At 63.1% G+C, this 16,156-nt stretch carries 16 protein-coding genes; 5 read left to right on the top strand and 11 right to left on the bottom strand.

Features of this window, described 5'->3' with window-relative positions; genetic code table 11:
* Positions 1-7 precede the first annotated feature (7 nt).
* A complete protein-coding gene (locus tag GGR38_RS14010; protein ID WP_183626689.1) occupies positions 8-1,888 on the bottom strand; it encodes a 2-oxoacid:acceptor oxidoreductase subunit alpha in 1,881 nt (626 codons plus the stop codon).
* 332 nt (positions 1,889-2,220) lie between these two features.
* On the opposite strand from GGR38_RS14010, the gene GGR38_RS14005 reads away from it, so the two are divergent.
* Positions 2,221-2,721, top strand: a complete 501-nt coding sequence (locus GGR38_RS14005) for an RNA pyrophosphohydrolase (RefSeq protein ID WP_183626548.1) — start codon at positions 2,221-2,223, stop codon at positions 2,719-2,721.
* On the opposite strand, the gene GGR38_RS14000 is transcribed toward GGR38_RS14005, so the two are convergent.
* The 6 genes from GGR38_RS14000 to GGR38_RS13975 all read right to left on the bottom strand — a co-directional run bounded on the left by GGR38_RS14000 (position 2,718) and on the right by GGR38_RS13975 (position 9,347).
* A complete protein-coding gene (locus tag GGR38_RS14000) occupies positions 2,718-3,230 on the bottom strand; it encodes a tetratricopeptide repeat protein (protein ID WP_183626546.1) in 513 nt (170 codons plus the stop codon). The genes GGR38_RS14005 and GGR38_RS14000 overlap by 4 nt on opposite strands.
* Before the next feature lie 87 nt (positions 3,231-3,317).
* Complete coding sequence (locus GGR38_RS13995; protein ID WP_183626544.1) at positions 3,318-4,496, bottom strand: RsmB/NOP family class I SAM-dependent RNA methyltransferase; 1,179 nt, start codon at positions 4,494-4,496, stop codon at positions 3,318-3,320.
* Between the two features lie 267 nt (positions 4,497-4,763).
* Complete coding sequence (gene guaB, locus GGR38_RS13990; protein WP_183626543.1) at positions 4,764-6,221, bottom strand: IMP dehydrogenase; 1,458 nt, start codon at positions 6,219-6,221, stop codon at positions 4,764-4,766.
* A 156-nt stretch (positions 6,222-6,377) separates the two neighbouring features.
* Positions 6,378-7,247, bottom strand: a complete 870-nt coding sequence (locus GGR38_RS13985; RefSeq protein ID WP_183626541.1) for a GGDEF domain-containing protein — start codon at positions 7,245-7,247, stop codon at positions 6,378-6,380.
* A 210-nt stretch (positions 7,248-7,457) separates the two neighbouring features.
* On the bottom strand, positions 7,458-7,778 hold the full coding sequence (locus GGR38_RS13980) for a hypothetical protein (RefSeq protein WP_183626539.1): 321 nt from the start codon (positions 7,776-7,778) through the stop codon (positions 7,458-7,460).
* A 93-nt stretch (positions 7,779-7,871) separates the two neighbouring features.
* The gene (locus GGR38_RS13975; RefSeq protein WP_246404678.1) at positions 7,872-9,347 is read right to left on the bottom strand and encodes a M28 family metallopeptidase; all 1,476 of its coding nucleotides are present in this window, start codon (positions 9,345-9,347) and stop codon (positions 7,872-7,874) included.
* On the opposite strand from GGR38_RS13975, the gene GGR38_RS13970 reads away from it, so the two are divergent.
* The 3 genes from GGR38_RS13970 to GGR38_RS13960 all read left to right on the top strand — a co-directional run bounded on the left by GGR38_RS13970 (position 9,346) and on the right by GGR38_RS13960 (position 11,087).
* Positions 9,346-9,597: a hypothetical protein gene (locus tag GGR38_RS13970; RefSeq protein WP_183626700.1), complete on the top strand. Its 252-nt coding sequence runs from the start codon at positions 9,346-9,348 to the stop codon at positions 9,595-9,597. The two genes, GGR38_RS13975 and GGR38_RS13970, sit on opposite strands and share 2 nt — an antisense overlap.
* Positions 9,587-10,495 (top strand): KPN_02809 family neutral zinc metallopeptidase, encoded by a 909-nt coding sequence (gene ypfJ, locus GGR38_RS13965; protein WP_183626537.1) that lies wholly within the window; start codon positions 9,587-9,589, stop codon positions 10,493-10,495. Before GGR38_RS13970 ends, ypfJ begins: the two co-directional genes overlap by 11 nt.
* Before the next feature lie 106 nt (positions 10,496-10,601).
* Positions 10,602-11,087, top strand: coding sequence for a hypothetical protein (locus GGR38_RS13960; RefSeq protein WP_183626535.1), 486 nt, complete (start codon positions 10,602-10,604; stop codon positions 11,085-11,087).
* Between the two features lie 316 nt (positions 11,088-11,403).
* On the opposite strand, the gene sdhA is transcribed toward GGR38_RS13960, so the two are convergent.
* Genes sdhA through sdhC form a run of 3 tightly spaced genes read right to left on the bottom strand, consistent with a single transcriptional unit; the run spans position 11,404 to position 14,011 of the window.
* Positions 11,404-13,212, bottom strand: a complete 1,809-nt coding sequence (gene sdhA, locus GGR38_RS13955; protein WP_183626533.1) for a succinate dehydrogenase flavoprotein subunit — start codon at positions 13,210-13,212, stop codon at positions 11,404-11,406.
* A gap of 4 nt (positions 13,213-13,216) precedes the next feature.
* Positions 13,217-13,597: a succinate dehydrogenase, hydrophobic membrane anchor protein gene (sdhD, locus tag GGR38_RS13950; RefSeq protein WP_172341359.1), complete on the bottom strand. Its 381-nt coding sequence runs from the start codon at positions 13,595-13,597 to the stop codon at positions 13,217-13,219.
* Between the two features lie 12 nt (positions 13,598-13,609).
* Positions 13,610-14,011: a succinate dehydrogenase, cytochrome b556 subunit gene (sdhC, locus tag GGR38_RS13945; RefSeq protein WP_183626685.1), complete on the bottom strand. Its 402-nt coding sequence runs from the start codon at positions 14,009-14,011 to the stop codon at positions 13,610-13,612.
* Positions 14,012-14,205: 194 nt separating this feature from the next.
* Between sdhC and GGR38_RS13940 the strand changes: the two genes are divergently transcribed.
* Positions 14,206-15,189 carry a 50S ribosomal protein L11 methyltransferase gene (locus GGR38_RS13940; protein WP_183626531.1) on the top strand — a complete coding sequence of 328 codons (984 nt, stop codon included), beginning with the start codon at positions 14,206-14,208 and terminating at the stop codon, positions 15,187-15,189.
* A gap of 236 nt (positions 15,190-15,425) precedes the next feature.
* Here the strand turns inward: GGR38_RS13940 and GGR38_RS13935 are convergent, their stop codons facing one another.
* Complete coding sequence (locus GGR38_RS13935) at positions 15,426-16,145, bottom strand: class I SAM-dependent methyltransferase (RefSeq protein WP_183626529.1); 720 nt, start codon at positions 16,143-16,145, stop codon at positions 15,426-15,428.
* Positions 16,146-16,156: the final 11 nt, after the last annotated feature.

Here is a 16,156-nt window from a genome sequence, read left to right as displayed (position 1 = left end):
TTACCCCTTACGCCAGAGCAGCTTCAATCGCGGCTTCGATTTCCGCGATGGTGAAGGGCTGGCCGGAAACCTTGTTCAGCGGACGCGCATCGACCAGATACTGATCGCGCAGCACGGTCTTGAGCTGGCCCGTGTTCATTTCGGGCACGATGATCTTGTCATAGCTGCGCAGCAGATCGCCCAGATTGGTCGGCATCGGCCAGACGTGGCGGATATGGATGTGCGACACGTCGAGCCCCTTGGCGCGCGCGCGGCGCACGGCCTGATGGATCGCGCCATAGGTGCTGCCCCAGCCGACCAGCGCCAGCTTGCCGCCCTGCGTCCCCTGCGACACTTCCTGCGCGGGGATGTGGTTGGCGATGCCATCGACCTTGGCCTTGCGGGCGTCGGTCTGCAACTGGTGCGTGGCGGGCGAGTAATCGAGGTCGCCGGTGTCGGGCGCCTTCTCGATACCGCCGATACGGTGCATCAGATCCGGGGTGCCCGGCTTGATCCAGGGGCGCACGCCATTTTCATCGCGCTTATAGGGCAGAACCTTGCCCTCGGGATTGTTGTTTTCCTCAAGGAACTTGGCCGGGAACGGCGTGAAGCCCTCGGGGTCCGGCACCTTCCACGGTTCGGCGGCATTGCCGATATAACCATCGGTCAGCAGCATCACCGGCGTCATGAACTGCACCGCCAGACGGCAGGCCTCAATCGCGCAGTCAAACGCATCGGCGGGCGAACGCGCGGCGATAACGGGCAGCGGGGTATCGCCATTGCGGCCATAGACCGCCTGATACAGGTCCGACTGTTCGGTCTTGGTGGGCAGGCCGGTCGACGGGCCGCCACGCTGCGAGTTCACGATCACCAGCGGCAGCTCGGTCATCACCGCAAGGCCGATGGCTTCCGTCTTGAGCGCGATGCCAGGACCCGAGGAAGACGTAACGCCCAGCGAACCGGCGTAGGACGCGCCAATCGCGCTGGCCACAGCGGCGATTTCGTCTTCGGCCTGGAAGGTCGTGACGCCAAATTCTTTCAGCTTGGCCAGATTATGCAGGATCGCCGAGGCGGGCGTGATCGGATAACCGCCAAAGAACAGCGGCAGTTCGGCCAGTTGCGCACCGGCAATCAGGCCAAGGCTGATGGCATCCGCGCCCGTGATCGTGCGATAGAGGCCCGGCGTCTGGGGCGCGGCCTCGATATGCAGCTTCTTGACCTGACCGCCGATTTCGGCCGTCTCGCCGTAAGCATGGCCCGCGTTCAGCGCCGCAATATTGGCGTCGGCCAGCACCTTGTTCTTGGCGAACTTGGTGTTGAGCCAATCGATCAACGGCTGGCGCGGACGATCGAACATCCAGAGCGAAAGGCCCAGCGTCCACATATTCTTGCAGCGCAGCGCTTCCTTGTTGCCAAGGCCGAAAGGCTTGACCGATTCCAGCGTCAGCTTGGAAATGTCAAAAGCCAGCAGGTTCCACTTGGCCAGGCTGCCGTCTTCGAGCGGGTTGCTCTCATACTTGGCCTTTTCCAGGTTGCGCTTGTTGAACTCGCCCGAGTCGGCAATGATCAGGCCGCCGGTCTTGAGGCTCTGCACATTGGTTTTCAACGCGGCGGGGTTCATCGCCACCAGCACGTCGGGCTGGTCGCCCGCAGTCGAAATCTCGGTGCTGCCGAAATTGATCTGGAAGGCCGAAACGCCGAACAGCGTGCCCTGAGGCGCGCGGATTTCCGCCGGAAAGTCGGGGAACGTGGCCAGATCATTGCCCGCCAGCGCGGTCGAGAGCGTGAACTGCCCGCCCGTCAACTGCATGCCGTCGCCCGAATCGCCCGCAAAACGCACCACCACCGCTTCGGGTGTGTTGTCAGTCGAACGCCCTTCGTTCGCGCCCGCTTCCAGAACAGTAGCCATCATCGTCCTTCCATACCCGGCCCGAACCGCTGCTGCTTTCGCGCCGAAGGTGATCGCCCTTGGCGCGGCGGCGTCGCATGTGCAATCGAGAAAAACTGTCAGCACAAAAACGCATCGTTGGTTTTTGATGCGTTATCCGGCCGACAATCCTTAACGCCGCCCAAAGAGCCCACATGCGCACGGACCTGTTCTAATTGCCCAAAACCTGTTGCGGGCTCTAGTCAAGCGGCAATCGCGATTCTATTGCCCCGCGCCCTCACCTTTTCCCCTTTGAAGGCGCGGCCAAGGCGTCTATCCTGCCGCCCTGCAACAATGAAAGCCTGCCTAACCCCATGACCGATCTTGCTTCCCTGCCCTATCGTCCCTGCGTTGGCGTGATGCTGGTGAATGCCCATGGCCGGGTTTTCGTCGGCCGCCGAATCGACCAGCGCGAAAGCGAAGTCGATGGCGAAGGCGATTTCTGGCAGATGCCCCAGGGCGGAATCGACCCCGGCGAGGAATTGCGCGCCGCCGCCTTTCGCGAATTGGCCGAAGAAACCGGCGTGGGCGAGGCTCATGCGACAATTCTGGCCCAAACGCGCGAGGAATTGCTCTACGATCTGCCCGATCATCTGATCGGCAAGCTGTGGAAGGGCAAATATCGCGGCCAGCGTCAGCACTGGTTCCTGATGCGCTTTAACGGCCATGACGATGACATCGACCTGAACGCGCATAATCCGGCCGAATTCAACGCATGGAAATGGGCCGAGGCCGATCACCTGCCCGAATTGATCGTGCCGTTCAAAAAGCGCGTCTATCGCGCCGTGCTGGAAGAATTCCGCGCGCTTATTTAATTGGTCTGAGGGGTCGGCTTGGCGGCAACATCCGCCGTGCTGGCCACTTTGGCGCTGGGCAGCGCGCCCTTGGCGATGGCGGCGGCCAGACGGTTCGCCGCCTCGCTGCCCTTGCCGCCCATGCTTTCGATCTTGGCCAGATTCTCGCGCGCCTTTTCCACCGCGCCCTTTTCGGCCAGCGTCTCGCCCTCGCCGCCCATGGCGTCGATATTCTGCGGATCGCGGCTCAAAACGGTGCGGTAATAATGCAGCGCCTTGCCCTGCATTCCCTGCATCCGCGCGGCCTGCGCCAGCGAAATGGTGATCCGGCTCGAACCGGGCTGAATCGCCAACGCGGCCTCATAGGCATCGGTTGCCCGGTCCACCTCGCCCGCGTTCAGCGCCACGCGCCCGGCTTCCTCCAGCACCGCCGCGCGCGGGTCCAGCACCTCGACCGGGGCCGAATGGCTGCTGCTGGCCGCCACCGCCAGAGCCAGCGAGAGGGCAGCCGAGACGGGGGCAAAACGCATGACTATTTCCTTGGCCGAAACGGGGCGAAACCGCCGAATATCAGGGGAGGCTTCGAACATGACAATCTTGCTACCAAAGCCTTGCGCTTACAACAAGCGGGCGCGCGCAACAAAGAAGCCATCGGTGGCGTCACGCGCCGGGGACAAACGGATACCCTGCCCCCGCTTTTCACCAGCAGCCATGTCGATGGGCTCCGGGCGCATCGTGCGATGGCGCGCAAGGAAAGCGGCGAACTGATCCGCGCCCTCTTCGTCCAGCAGCGAGCAGGTGACAAAAATGATCCGCCCGCCCGGCTTGAGCAGCCCCACCGCCAGATCGAGCAGCCGCGACTGGATGCCCGCAATCCGCCCCAGTTCCACCTCGGTCAGCCGCCAGCGCGCCTCCGGGTTGCGCCGGCAAGTGCCGGTCCCGCTGCAAGGCGCGTCGATCAGCACCGCATCGGCCTGCCCCATCAGCGGGGCAAGAGCCTCAACCTCACGGTTCGGGTTCATCAGGATCGTTTCGGCAATCAGCGCACCGGCCCTTTCCGCGCGCGGGGCCAGACGCGAGAGCCGCGCCCGGTCCACATCGCAAGCGATCAGCCGCCCACGATTGCCCATCGCTGCGGCCAGAGCCAAAGTCTTGCCCCCCGCCCCGGCGCACAGGTCGATCACCGTCTCGCCCGGCTGCGCCTCGACCGCGCCGCATACCAGTTGCGAGCCGCCGTCCTGTACCTCGATCTGCCCCTGCGCATAGGCGTCCCAGCCCTCAACCGGAGTGTTGGCGGGAAAACGCAATCCTTGCGGGGCCAGCAGAGCCTCGCCACTTTCCGGCAAAGCCAGCGAGGCGCGATCCGCCTTGAGCGCATTGACGCGCACATCCAAAGGCGCGCGGTCCAGCAGAGCCAGAGCCTCCGCCCCCGCAACCCCGCCCGCCGCCAGACGTTGCGCCAGCCAGTCCGGGGCGACCCCGCCCTGCGCCACTTCCTCCAGCGGATCAATCGGCGCAGGCGCATGACGCCCGCCATCGAACAGCGCGCTCAGCCCCGCATCCCCCTGCGCCACGCGCAGCATCGCCGCACGCCCGCTGATCGGAACCGGGCCGCAGGCGCGGATCGCGCCGTAAACCAGTTCGCGCACCGCCCGCCGGTCCTTGCTGCCCGCAAAGCGGCGCGTGCGGAACCATTCGGTGATGATCCGATCCGCCGGAGCGCCTTGCCTGCGCGCCGCCGCAATCACCTCGTCAAGGATCTCAATCGCGGCCTGAACACGGGCTTGGGGGGTCATGTCGGGTGGGCTTCGCCTTTTGGGGTTTTGAAGAAAGTTTAAATGCGAGGGTCTAAACCCTCGCGCTCCCATTACTGTCTTTGTTGCGCCACGGGTTCGCCGCTGGGTGTCGGACGCCCCGTTCAAATTTTAAAGCCTGCGGCGCTTTGTGGAGCAAGCTCTCCGCGCCGCAGGCTTTCAGAAATCATCGCACAATCCAGCCCCCATCATCCCCATAATGGGATTGCAAAGGGTCGAGACCCTTTGCCCGCCGGAGGCAAACCTAACTCAACGCGTCGGATAATTCGGCGCCTCACGCGTGATGGTCACGTCGTGAACATGGCTTTCCTTGAGCCCTGCATTGGTGATCTGGACAAAGCGCGCCTTGGTGCGCAGCTCCTCAATCGTGGCGCAGCCGGTATAGCCCATCGCCGCCTTCACGCCGCCGACCAGCTGGTGGATCACATCCTTGGCCGGGCCCTTATACGGTACCTGACCTTCGATGCCTTCAGGCACCAGCTTCATCTGATCCTTGATGTCCTGCTGGAAATAGCGGTCAGCCGAGCCGCGCGCCATCGCGCCGACGCTGCCCATGCCGCGATAGGCCTTATAGGCGCGACCCTGATAGATGAAGGTTTCGCCCGGCGCTTCTTCCGTGCCTGCCAGCAGCGAGCCGACCATCACCGTCGATGCGCCAGCGGCCAGAGCCTTGGCCGCATCGCCCGATGTGCGCAGACCGCCATCGCCGATCACCGGCACGCCCGCTTCGCGCGCGGCGCTGGCCGCTTCCATGATCGCGGTGAGCTGGGGCACGCCCACGCCCGCCACGATGCGCGTGGTGCAGATCGAGCCAGGCCCGATGCCGACCTTGACCGCATCCGCGCCCGCGTCGATCAGCGCCTTGGTCGCCTCGGCCGTGGCGACGTTACCGGCCACCACCTGCGCATGGGGATAAAGCTTCTTCACGCGCTCAACCGAGCGGGCGACATCGCGGTTATGACCATGGGCGGTGTCGATGATCACCACATCGCATTCCGCCTCGATCAGCGCCGAGGTGCGCTCGAAGCCCTTGTCGCCCACGGTCGTGGCAGCGGCCACGCGCAGACGCCCGGCGGCATCCTTGGTCGCGGCCGGATAGGTCACGGCCTTTTCGATATCCTTGACGGTGATCAGGCCAACGCACTTATAGGCATCGTCCACCACCAGCAGCTTTTCGATGCGGCGCGCGTGCAGCAGCTTGCGCGCGTCTTCCTGATTGACGCCCGCGCGCACAGTGGCGAGGTTTTCATGCGTCATCAATTCGCGCACCGGCTGGGCCGCATTGTCGGCAAAGCGCACGTCGCGGTTGGTCAGAATGCCCACCAGCTTGCCGCTGGCCTCGACCACGGGGATACCGCTGATGCGGTTGGCCTGCATGATCGCGCGCGCCTCGCCCAGCGTAGCGTCGGGGCCGACAGTGATCGGGTTGACCACCATGCCGCTTTCAAAGCGCTTGACCGCGCGCACGGCGGCAACCTGTTCCTCGATGGTCAGATTACGGTGCAGCACGCCAATGCCGCCCATCTGCGCCATGACGATGGCCATGTCGGCCTCGGTCACGGTGTCCATCGCGGACGAGATCACCGGAATGTTAAGCGCAATACCCTTGGTCAGCCAAGTGCGCGTATCGGCCATGGAGGGCACGATGTCGCTTTCGGCAGGACGCAGCAGCACGTCGTCGAAGGTAAGGCCGAGAGAGATGTCCATGATCGCCACGCTGAATTCCCATGCTGAAGGGCGTTTGATGAATCCGCCCATCGATTCGTGGCGGCCCATGTAAACAAGCATGGCGCAAAGGGCTAGAGGGGAGTTTAAGCTGTTTTCATGACATTGCGATTTTGTTGCGCGCCGCGCGGGGCGATTTTATCGCGCAGGCGTCAGCGCCACCGCCGTGCAGACCTGATCGCGCCCGTTGCGCTTGGCTTCGTAAAGCGCCTCGTCGGCATGGGTCAGCGAGCCGGTCAGATCGCCCTCGACCCAGCGACACACGCCGCCCGAAAAAGTAATCGGTCGATCATCGATCCGGCCAATCGGATCGCCCTGCATCCGCCATGCGATCCGCTCAAGCGCCCAGCAGGCCTCCGTCTCAATCACCCCGTTGAAAAAGACCACGAATTCCTCGCCACCCCAGCGCGCGACAATATCGGCCCGCCGCGTCTGTTCCGACAAACGCCCCGCCAGCGCGCGCAGGACCCGGTCGCCCTCGTCATGGCCCATTTCGTCATTGACCCGCTTGAAGTGGTCAATATCCAGAATGGCAAAGCAGCCGTGGCGCTGCGATGCAGGCAAGGCATTGACCTTCTTCATGAAACCGCGCCGATTGAGGATGCCGGTCAGCATGTCCTCATTCGCCGCCACATCCAGATCGCGGATCGTTTTGTCGGTCGAACGACGCGCGCGGTGAACGCCATTATAGAGCCGTTGAATGAGATCCTGCGCTCGGGACAGATCCACCGCCCCCTCGCCGCCCTCTTCCTCATCCTGCGTGTCAAGCGCATCGGCCAGTTTCTCGATCGGCGCCAGCAAGGCCCCGATGCCCAGCAACGCCAGCACCGTGCCCACCGCCGTTGCCGTCAGCAACAGCCAGAAAGCCGCAGCCGCAATCCGCCCCGTGGTCAGCCCCCAGACCGTATAAGTCAGCAGCGGCACATGTGTGGCGACAAAGCAGAGGAAGAAAATCCGCATCCGCAGCGAGCGCGGAAAAATGAATGAGGTGGCAAGATAAAACTTCATGGCAACCTCTTTTCCCCGATCGACGGCGACACGTTTCGTTGGGCAATGATTCGTATAACTACTGATTAAAAAGAATGACCAACACTGGTTAACAATTCACCATATATTTTTGACTACAGCCATTAAAATCCGGCAATTTCAAAGCAAAACAGCGCGCCGGGCGAATGACCCGACGCGCTGCCTCAATCCCGTCCGGGATGCGTCAACCGTTTAGGCCGCACATTTGATAAATTTGCCCTTGGCGTCCTTGCACGGCGCCTTCTTGGCCGGGGCCATGGCGGGCGCGGCAGGCTTCATCGCCGGGGCGGCAGGCTTCATGGCAGGGGCAGCGGGCTTCATCGCGGGCGCCGCAGGTTTCATGGCGGGCGCGGCGGGCTTCATCGCAGGCCCGGCTTTGGGCTTGGACGGCATCGCGCCGGGCGTACCGCACTTGGCGAACTGACCCTTGGCGTTGCGGCACTGTTCAGCTTGTGCGCTGGCGGGCAGCGCAACCAGAGCCATCAGAGCCATCGGCAAAAGCAGCTTTTTCATACAATCCCTCCATCGTCGCAGGTTACGACTTGCCATGGATATGCCCGGCCCGATGGGCCGTCAATGAACCACCCGTTCAAGCCTGCGAAAGGTTCAGCGGGTTCCTGTTACCACCGTGGCCGGAAAGCGTTTCGTATCGGCAAAATACTGTACCAATGCGACATGGAAAGCCACATCTTCGGCCGCCCCGCCCAATTCAAGGCCCGGCTTCACCACGTCTTGGGGCCGGTGATAATCGCTGTCGAAATATTTTTCGAGCCGCCCCAGATCACCATAGGCGCTGGTCGCCATCACGGCGGGCAGATCATGCGACATCAGCGCCCAGCCATCCTGACGGCGGATATAACGATTGGGCTCATCCGACATCGACAGCTTGCGCTTCTGTTCGCGCGCAACCGTGGCGATGCCGGTGTCCAGCACCGTCATCCCGCGCCCTACTATCCCCACCGGCGTCCCGGCAGGCGCAATCGCCACCGAATCGATGTTGAACGCCGCCACGATATTTTTCAGCGGCAGCGGCGGATTTTCCGCAAAAGCCTCCGCACCCAGCAGGCCGATTTCCTCGCCCGTGGTGAACAGCACGATGACATCGCGCTCCATCCCGCCCGGCACCTTCATCAACCGCCGCGACACTTCCAGCAAGGCTGCAACCCCGCTGGCATTATCCACCGCACCGTTGCAGATCAGATGCTCGGCAGGCGGGCTAGCGCATTGGCCGAAATGGTCCCAATGAGCCAGAAGCAGCACCGCCCCGGCCCCCGGCTTACGCCCCGGAATGCGCCCGATCAGATTATGCGTGCGAATGGTGGTTTCGCGCGTGGTCGCCTCGAAACTGGCCGAAACGTCAAGCAGATGGGGCGCAAAGTCAGGCTTGTCCGCCTCACGCCGCAGGCTGGCCAAATTGTCCGGCACGCCCGCCAGCGCCTGCTCCAGCCCCTCGGGCGAGAGGAAGCCCTCCATATCGCCGCCCAGCGCCTCGCTGGCCAGAGCATAGCCCTGACGCCGCCGCCGCTCGGCCACGCCGTTCAGCGTGCGCTGACCATCGAGCACCGTGACCACGGCCGCCGCCCCGCCCGCCAGCAAAGCGTTCTGCCGAAGCGAAGCATCAGGGCCATAGGGCGCCTCCCTTGCCCCCAGCCCGCCCTGATCGTCGAGCAACAGCGCCACCCGTCCTGCCAGCTCCGCGCGCGGCGGCACAACATTGCCCCGGCCCACGAAATAGAGCGGCGCCCCCTGAACCAGCGAACGCCGCCCAGAGGTCAGCAACAGCGCCTGATCCTGATCAAAGGGCAATACACGCCCGCGCCGCGAAAAGCGCGCCACGCTGCCCGCCGGTTCGCGCGCGACCAGTTTGACCGGCGAATACCAAGGGTTGGCCGGTTGATTCGTGCCCGAAACCAGCCCCATGTCGAACAATTGCCGCCCGATATAGCGCAAGGTCTTGGCCTCGCCATCGGTGCCCGGTTCGCGCCCACCGAAATCATCACTGGCCAGCACACGGATATGATCGAGCAATTGCGCCTCGATCTGCTTTTCGCTCTTGCTGTCGGTGCGGGCGGCGGCGGGCATGGCGCAAAAAACGGCCAGGAACGCGACCGCGGGCGGCAAAATGCTGCGCCGCCTCCTGCTGTCTGTCGCTACTCGGCCTCGTGTCATCATGGCTCAGCCTACACAGAACGCCCTGCCCCGCAAGACCGGCGATGACGCCAAAATGGGGAAAATTCCGAAAGTTGCCTCCACGCATCATCGCGCGCTTGCAAGGCTGGGGGAAAATCCCGATCTAGGGGCGCGAGGACAGGAACAGTTTCATGCGGCTTGACGATTTCGACCCCAATGATGTGGACATTGAGGATCAGCGCGGACGCGGCGGTGGTCTGGGGGGCGGCTTTGGCGGAGGCGGTCAGGGGCTGCAACTGGGCGGCGGCGGACTTGGGATCGGCACGATTGCGGTCCTGATGGTGGGCGCATGGATGCTCGGCTTCAATCCGCTCAGCGTGCTGGGCCTTGCCGGCGGTGGCCAGATCGGCGCGCCCGTTGCGCAGCGCCCTGTGGCCGGCGGCAGCGATGCGGCCAGCAGTTGCACCGTGGATGCGGCAAGCCGGGAGAGCTGCAACGCCCTATCCTCGCTCAACAAGACATGGCGGGGATTGTTCGAAGGGCGCGGGCATAATTTCGCCCGCCCTCGCCTCGTGTTCTATTCGTCGCGCGGGTCCTCGGGCTGCGGTGCGGCGCAAAGCGCGATGGGGCCGTTCTATTGCCCCGCCGATCATGGGATTTACCTCGACACCGACTTCTATCGGCAGATGGACACCGAATTGGGCGCAACCGGCCAGTTTGCGCGCGATTACGTGATCGCCCATGAATATGGCCATCATATCCAGAGCCTGCTGGGCACATCGGCCAAGGTTCAGGCGCAGCAAGAGCGCAATTCTGACGCCGCCAACTCGCTCTCTGTCCGGCTCGAACTTCAGGCCGATTGCTATGCCGGGGTCTGGGCCGCGCGCAACCGCGACCGGCTGGAAAAGGGCGATATGGAAAGCGGGCTGAATGCCGCGCATCAGATCGGCGATGATACGCTGATGAAATCGGCGGGGCGCGCGCCGGTCGAGGCCGCCTTTACTCATGGCACTTCGGCCCAGCGGATGGAATGGCTGCGGCGCGGCATGGAGAGCGGCGATCCGGCGAAATGCGATACTTTCGCGGCGATGAAGGGCTGACGCCACCATTTGCCGTCTCGCGCATTTCACCTTGTGAGAGGAATGATGAGCGGGACAAAAGCCGATGACCCTTTGCCGATTGATCGCTATAGCGCTGGTCCCCATTATGGCCACACCGCGCGTGCTGCACGCTCAAGACGCTCAGCCCCAGAGCGTCCAGCCCAAAAGTCCGCCTCCCGTCACCCGCGCCGCGCCCAGCGTCGAGGATGTCGCCACCACGCCGCTGAGTGACCTCAATATCCGCAAGAAGGCGGTGCCCGGCATCCTGCTGCGCGCTCAGGCCGCGCCCTATGGTCTGGCGGGCATGAAGCGCTGCGCGGCTCTGCAAAAAGAGGTCGGGCAACTCAATGCCGTGTTGGGCGAGGATGTCGATGCCGCACAGCGGAGCGGACGCAAGGTCATCCCCGGCAAGGTGGCGCAGGATCTGGTCGGCGGTATCCTGCCCTTTCGCGGCATCGTGCGCGAGATCAGCGGCGCCAATGCCGAAAACCGAGCGTTGCAGCAGGCGATCTATGCCGGGTTTGCACGGCGGGCCTTTTTGAAAGGTGTGGGGTTGCAGAGGGGGTGTGGCTATCCGGCTAGGCCGGGGTGATTTTTAAGAAAGAGGTGCCTCCGGCGGGCAAAGGGACTTGTCCCTTTGCAATCCCATTTGGAGGGTGGTGGGAGGTTTGCCAGGTTACGTAATGATTTTCGAAAGCCTGCGGCGCGGAAGTATCAGGCTGATTAGCGCCGCAGGCTTTCAATATCAGACGCTGCTTCCGACACCCATTGGCCGCACTTTTGGCACAACGCATACAATAATGGGAGCGCGAGGGTCTAAACCCTCGCATTCAACCCTTTTTCAAAAACAAAAAAGCCGAAGGCTCCTCGCCCCCGGCTCTTTTGCATCTCAATCCGAAACCGGCGTCTTAGTAAACGCGCTTTTTCGGCTTGATATATTCTACATCGTCGGTCAGCGTGTATTCGTGGACCGGGCGATAGTCGAGCTTGACGTTGCCGCCCTTGCCGCCCCAGCCGTCGAACCAGCCCACGGTGTGCTTCATCCACTCGCCATCGTTGCGATCGGGGAAGTCTTCGTGAGCGTGCGCGCCGCGCGATTCCTTGCGGGCGTGGGCGCCATGCAGCGTGACGGAAGCCTGCGAGATCAGGTTGTCGAGTTCAAGCGTCTCGATCAGATCCGAGTTCCAGATCAGCGAGCGATCCTTGATCGCGATGTCCTGCATCTTGTCATAGGTGGCGGCCAGCTTGGTCTTGCCTTCCGCCATCAGTTCGTCGGTACGGAACACGGCGGCGTGGCCCGACATGGTGCGCTGCATCTCGGTGCGGATTTCCGCAGTCGAGCTGCCGCCCTTGGCATGGCGGAAGTGATCCAGACGGGTCAGCGCCAGATCGGCCGAGTCGGCAGGCAGTTCGCCGTGCGCCTGACCGGGCTTCACGATTTCCTTCAGACGGTGGCCGGTTGCGCGGCCAAACACCACAAGGTCGATCAGCGAGTTCGAGCCAAGGCGGTTCGCGCCATGGACCGAGACGCAGGCCGCTTCGCCCACCGCGAACAGGCCCGGAACCACATGGTCAGGGTTGCCGTCCGGCCCGATGGTCACGACTTCGCCGTGATAGTTACAAGGAATGCCGCCCATATTGTAGTGAACGGTCGGCACCACCGGCAAAGGCTGGCGGGTCAGGTCGACACCGGCAAAGATCTTGCCGCTTTCGGTGATGCCCGGCAGACGCTCGCCCAGCACCTTGGGATCGATGTGATCGAGGTGCAGATAGATATGGTCGCCATGCGGGCCAACGCCTCGGCCTTCGCGGATTTCCAGCGCCATCGAACGCGAAACCACGTCACGCGATGCCAGATCCTTGGCCGAGGGAGCATAGCGTTCCATGAAACGCTCGCCCTGCGCGTTGGTGAGGTAACCGCCCTCGCCGCGCGCGCCTTCGGTAATCAGCACGCCCGCGCCGTAAATGCCGGTCGGGTGGAACTGCACGAATTCCATATCCTGCAAGGGCAGGCCCGCGCGCAGCACCATGCCGCCGCCGTCGCCGGTGCAGGTATGGGCCGAGGTGGCGGTGAAATACGAACGACCATAGCCGCCCGTGGCCAGCACCACCGCATGCGAGCGGAAGCGATGGATCGTACCGTCATCGAGGCAGATGGCGATCACGCCAACGCACTTGCCATTGTCCATGATGAGGTCGATGGCAAAATATTCGATGAAGAAGTCGGCGTCATACTTGAGCGACTGCTGATACAGCGCGTGGAGCATGGCGTGGCCGGTACGGTCGGCCGCGGCGCAGGTGCGCTGAACCGGCGGGCCTTCGCCCATGTTCTGCATGTGGCCGCCGAACGGGCGCTGATAGATCGTACCATCGGCGTTGCGGCTGAAGGGCACGCCAGCGTGCTCCAGTTCGTAAACGGCCGCAGGCGCCTCGCGCACCATATATTCAATGGCGTCCTGATCGCCCAGCCAGTCCGACCCCTTGACGGTGTCGTACATGTGCCAGGTCCAGTGATCGGGCGTGTTGTTCTTGAGCGAAGCCGCGATGCCGCCCTGCGCCGCCACGGTGTGCGAACGGGTGGGAAACACCTTGGTGATGCAGGCGGTCTTGAGACCGGCTTCGGCAGCACCCATGGTGGCGCGCAGGCCGGAGCCACCAGCGCCGACAACCACGGTGTCATAGGTATGATCGATGATCTTGTAAGCAGGCGCGGACATTATCTTATGCTCCCAGCGCGAGACGGAGGATGCTGAACAGGCCATAGGCCGCGCCGCCAAAGGCAGCCAGGTTCAGCGCGGTCATGGCGGCGAACTTGGCGCCGGCCTCATGAACATAGTCTTCCACCACGACCTGAAGGCCAAGGCGCGCATGCCAGAAGGTGCTGATCACAAACAGCGCCAGACCGGTCGAGGTCACGGGGCTGACGATCCAGTCGCGCAGCGTGATGTAAGAGAAATTCGGCAGCGCCATCAGCGAGACCGCCAGCCAGCTGGTCAGCACCAGATTACCGATGGCGGTGAAGCGCTGGAGCAGCCAGTGATGCGAGCCCGAATGGGCCGAGCCAAGACCGCGGACGCGGCCTACGGAAGTTCCGTTACCCATCTTCCAATCCCCTTAACGGGCCAGCAGGCAGGCCCAGAAGGCCGCCGTCAGCAATATGCCAATGACCGGGCAAAGCGCCGACCACAAATTGTTGCTTTTCACTTCAAAGCCCGCGCCAATGTCGAGCAGGAAGTGACGGACACCCGAAACGGCGTGATTAAAGACCGACCAGCTGATACCGATCAGCACGATACGGCCATACCAGGTGCCAGCCTGCGCCAAAAAGAGCGCATAGGCGTCAGGACCGGCAGCCAGAGTGCCCAGCCAGCAAAGCAGCAGGCCAAGCCCGGCAAACGACGCGGCGCTGCCCGTGGCACGGTGCAAAATCGAGACAGCCATAGCTGGTCCCCAGCGCCAGATCTGCAAATGCGGTGAAAGCGGCCGCGCTTTGCGGGCTTGCGAGGCTTGAGCCATTGCGACGAATCCCCCTTGGGCTGGTTCATGTTGCGTTGCGGGACAGTCCCGCGCGAAGAACCCCTTAGCCAAATCCTTGTCGCGTGCAAGCTTCACAATGAGGCATTGCCGCTAAAGTCGCAATTGAATGGTAACACGCGGGTCATTTTCGCGCCCACTTGGCACGGGCGGGCCTTGCGCCTATCTGCGCGGACATGACCGACGCCAATGACAGCCCTGAATCCACCGAAAACTGGAAAATCACCGTTTTCGGGCCCCGCAAACAGATCGAGGCGGCGCTGATCGCGCATGAGGACGCTTTTGACTGGGATTTCGAGATCGTGCTGTCGGGCTGCGAAGTGGCCAAGGACAAGCCAGAGGAATGGGTGCTGGAGGCCTATCTGCCTCGTGAACCGGACGAGGCAGATAAAAATGCCGTCGTCGCGCTATTTGCCGATACGACTCCGGAACTGATCCTCGAACGTCTGCCGGACATCGACTGGATCACGGCCAGCCAGGAAGGTCTCGAACCGATCGTGGCGGGGCGATTCTGCGTCCACACGCCCGACCATGCACCTGTGCCGGGGCTGATCCCCTTTGAAATTCCCGCCAGTCGCGCCTTTGGCACCGGCCATCATGAAACCACGGCCGGCTGTTTGACCATGCTGGGCCATATGAAGGATCAGGGTGTGATCGCGCGCAATGTCGCCGATATCGGCACCGGCACAGGCCTTTTGGCCTTTGCCGCGCTGGAATTGTGGCCGCGCGCTTATGCCACGGCCAGCGATATTGACGCTGCCTGCGTCGGCGTGGTCGAGCATAATTGCGCGGTCAACGGCTTTCCCATGGGCGCCCGCGCGGGCGAGGTCACAATGGTCGTGGCCGATGGCATGGACGATCCGGTGCTGCAGGCGCGCGGGCCTTATGACCTGCTGATCGCCAATATTCTTGCCGGGCCGCTGATCTCGCTGGCGCCCGATTTCGCCAAATCGCTGGTGCCGGGGGGGCATCTGCTGCTGGCGGGCCTGCTGGAAACGCAGGAGGCGCAGGTGCGCGCGGCCTGTCGCCGCGCAGGGATGCGCCTTGCCGCGCGGATGGTTTCGGGTGACTGGTCAAGCCTGTGGCTGCGCAAGCGGAGCTTTGCGCGGGTGCATGCTTCGCAGGTCGGGGCTTTGGCGGAGTGGTCGAAGAAGTGGTGAAAGGATGATGCGAGGGACTCGTCCCTCGCGCTCCCATGACTTTATGCGTTGCGCCATGGGTTTGGCCAATGGGTGTCGGACGCCCCGTTAGAAATTGAAAGCCTGCGGCGCTATCCGGCATAAGGCCTCCGCGCCGCAGGCTTTCCAAAATCATTACGCAATCTGGCAAATCTCTCGCCACCCCAAAACGGGATTGCCAAGGGGCGAGTCCCTTGGCCCGCCGGAGGCAAAATCCTTTACCTGGTAAACTTCAGCAAAAACTGATCCGTCTTGTCATGCAGATCGAACACCTTCTTGGTGTGATCGTCCTCTGCATTGGCCAGAGCCTTGCTTTCCCCGGCAAATTTGAACCCTGCCTTGACCACCTCGGCCTTGACCAGTTCCGGGTCGATGCGATGCAGCGCGTCCGTATCCGTGGTGCCCGAACCCGATTTCGCCGCGTGATCGCTCACCAGATAGGTCCCGCCCGGCTTCAGCGCTGCCAGCGCCGCCGCATTGGTCGGCTCAGGGCTTTTGCCGGTGTGGTGCAGGTCGTGATAGTTCTGCGTGGTCCAGATCAGATCGACCTTTTCGGGCGGCGCGATCTGCTCGCCCAACACCAGTTTCACATTGGCGAAGGCCGGGTTTTTCAGGATCGGATCGAGTCGCGCCAGACGATCAGGCGGCGTACCGGCGGGCATCCAGATATAGACCACACCCTTGGGCCCCACCGCCTTGGACAGCAGGCGCGTGAAATAGCCGCCGCCGGGCAGCAATTCGCCCACCTTCATCCCCGGCTTCACCCCGGCAAAGGCCAGCAATTCGCCCGGCTTGCGCCCGGCATCGCGCGACACATCGGCCTCGGGGCGATCCTTGTCGGCCAGAGCCGCCGCGATGGCCGCCTTGTTGCCCTGCGCCAAAACGACGCCCGGCGCCATCAGCGCCAGAGCGCCCGCGATCATCCACGCCTTCGACATATCTGATACTC

This window comes from Novosphingobium sediminicola (genome assembly GCF_014196525.1).
Classification (GTDB): domain Bacteria; phylum Pseudomonadota; class Alphaproteobacteria; order Sphingomonadales; family Sphingomonadaceae; genus Novosphingobium; species Novosphingobium sediminicola.
This window is presented reverse-complemented; position numbering and strand designations above follow the sequence as displayed.

Excerpts from the sequence above, each read along its gene's own strand:
- sdhD (WP_172341359.1), bottom strand. The coding sequence starts at position 13,597 with ATGGGTAACGGAACTTCCGTAGGCCGCGTCCGCGGTCTTGGCTCGGCC.
- GGR38_RS13985 (WP_183626541.1), bottom strand. The coding sequence starts at position 7,247 with ATGAAGTTTTATCTTGCCACCTCATTCATTTTTCCGCGCTCGCTGCGG.
- GGR38_RS13975 (WP_246404678.1), bottom strand. The coding sequence starts at position 9,347 with ATGCCCGCCGCCGCCCGCACCGACAGCAAGAGCGAAAAGCAGATCGAG.
- GGR38_RS13960 (WP_183626535.1), top strand. The coding sequence starts at position 10,602 with ATGGCCACACCGCGCGTGCTGCACGCTCAAGACGCTCAGCCCCAGAGC.
- GGR38_RS13935 (WP_183626529.1), bottom strand. The coding sequence starts at position 16,145 with ATGTCGAAGGCGTGGATGATCGCGGGCGCTCTGGCGCTGATGGCGCCG.
- GGR38_RS14000 (WP_183626546.1), bottom strand. The coding sequence starts at position 3,230 with ATGCGTTTTGCCCCCGTCTCGGCTGCCCTCTCGCTGGCTCTGGCGGTG.
- GGR38_RS14005 (WP_183626548.1), top strand. The coding sequence starts at position 2,221 with ATGACCGATCTTGCTTCCCTGCCCTATCGTCCCTGCGTTGGCGTGATG.
- GGR38_RS13940 (WP_183626531.1), top strand. The coding sequence starts at position 14,206 with ATGACCGACGCCAATGACAGCCCTGAATCCACCGAAAACTGGAAAATC.
- sdhC (WP_183626685.1), bottom strand. The coding sequence starts at position 14,011 with ATGGCTCAAGCCTCGCAAGCCCGCAAAGCGCGGCCGCTTTCACCGCAT.
- ypfJ (WP_183626537.1), top strand. The coding sequence starts at position 9,587 with ATGCGGCTTGACGATTTCGACCCCAATGATGTGGACATTGAGGATCAG.
- GGR38_RS13970 (WP_183626700.1), top strand. The coding sequence starts at position 9,346 with ATGGCGCAAAAAACGGCCAGGAACGCGACCGCGGGCGGCAAAATGCTG.
- GGR38_RS13980 (WP_183626539.1), bottom strand. The coding sequence starts at position 7,778 with ATGAAAAAGCTGCTTTTGCCGATGGCTCTGATGGCTCTGGTTGCGCTG.
- sdhA (WP_183626533.1), bottom strand. The coding sequence starts at position 13,212 with ATGTCCGCGCCTGCTTACAAGATCATCGATCATACCTATGACACCGTG.
- GGR38_RS13995 (WP_183626544.1), bottom strand. The coding sequence starts at position 4,496 with ATGACCCCCCAAGCCCGTGTTCAGGCCGCGATTGAGATCCTTGACGAG.
- guaB (WP_183626543.1), bottom strand. The coding sequence starts at position 6,221 with ATGGACATCTCTCTCGGCCTTACCTTCGACGACGTGCTGCTGCGTCCT.
- GGR38_RS14010 (WP_183626689.1), bottom strand. The coding sequence starts at position 1,888 with ATGGCTACTGTTCTGGAAGCGGGCGCGAACGAAGGGCGTTCGACTGAC.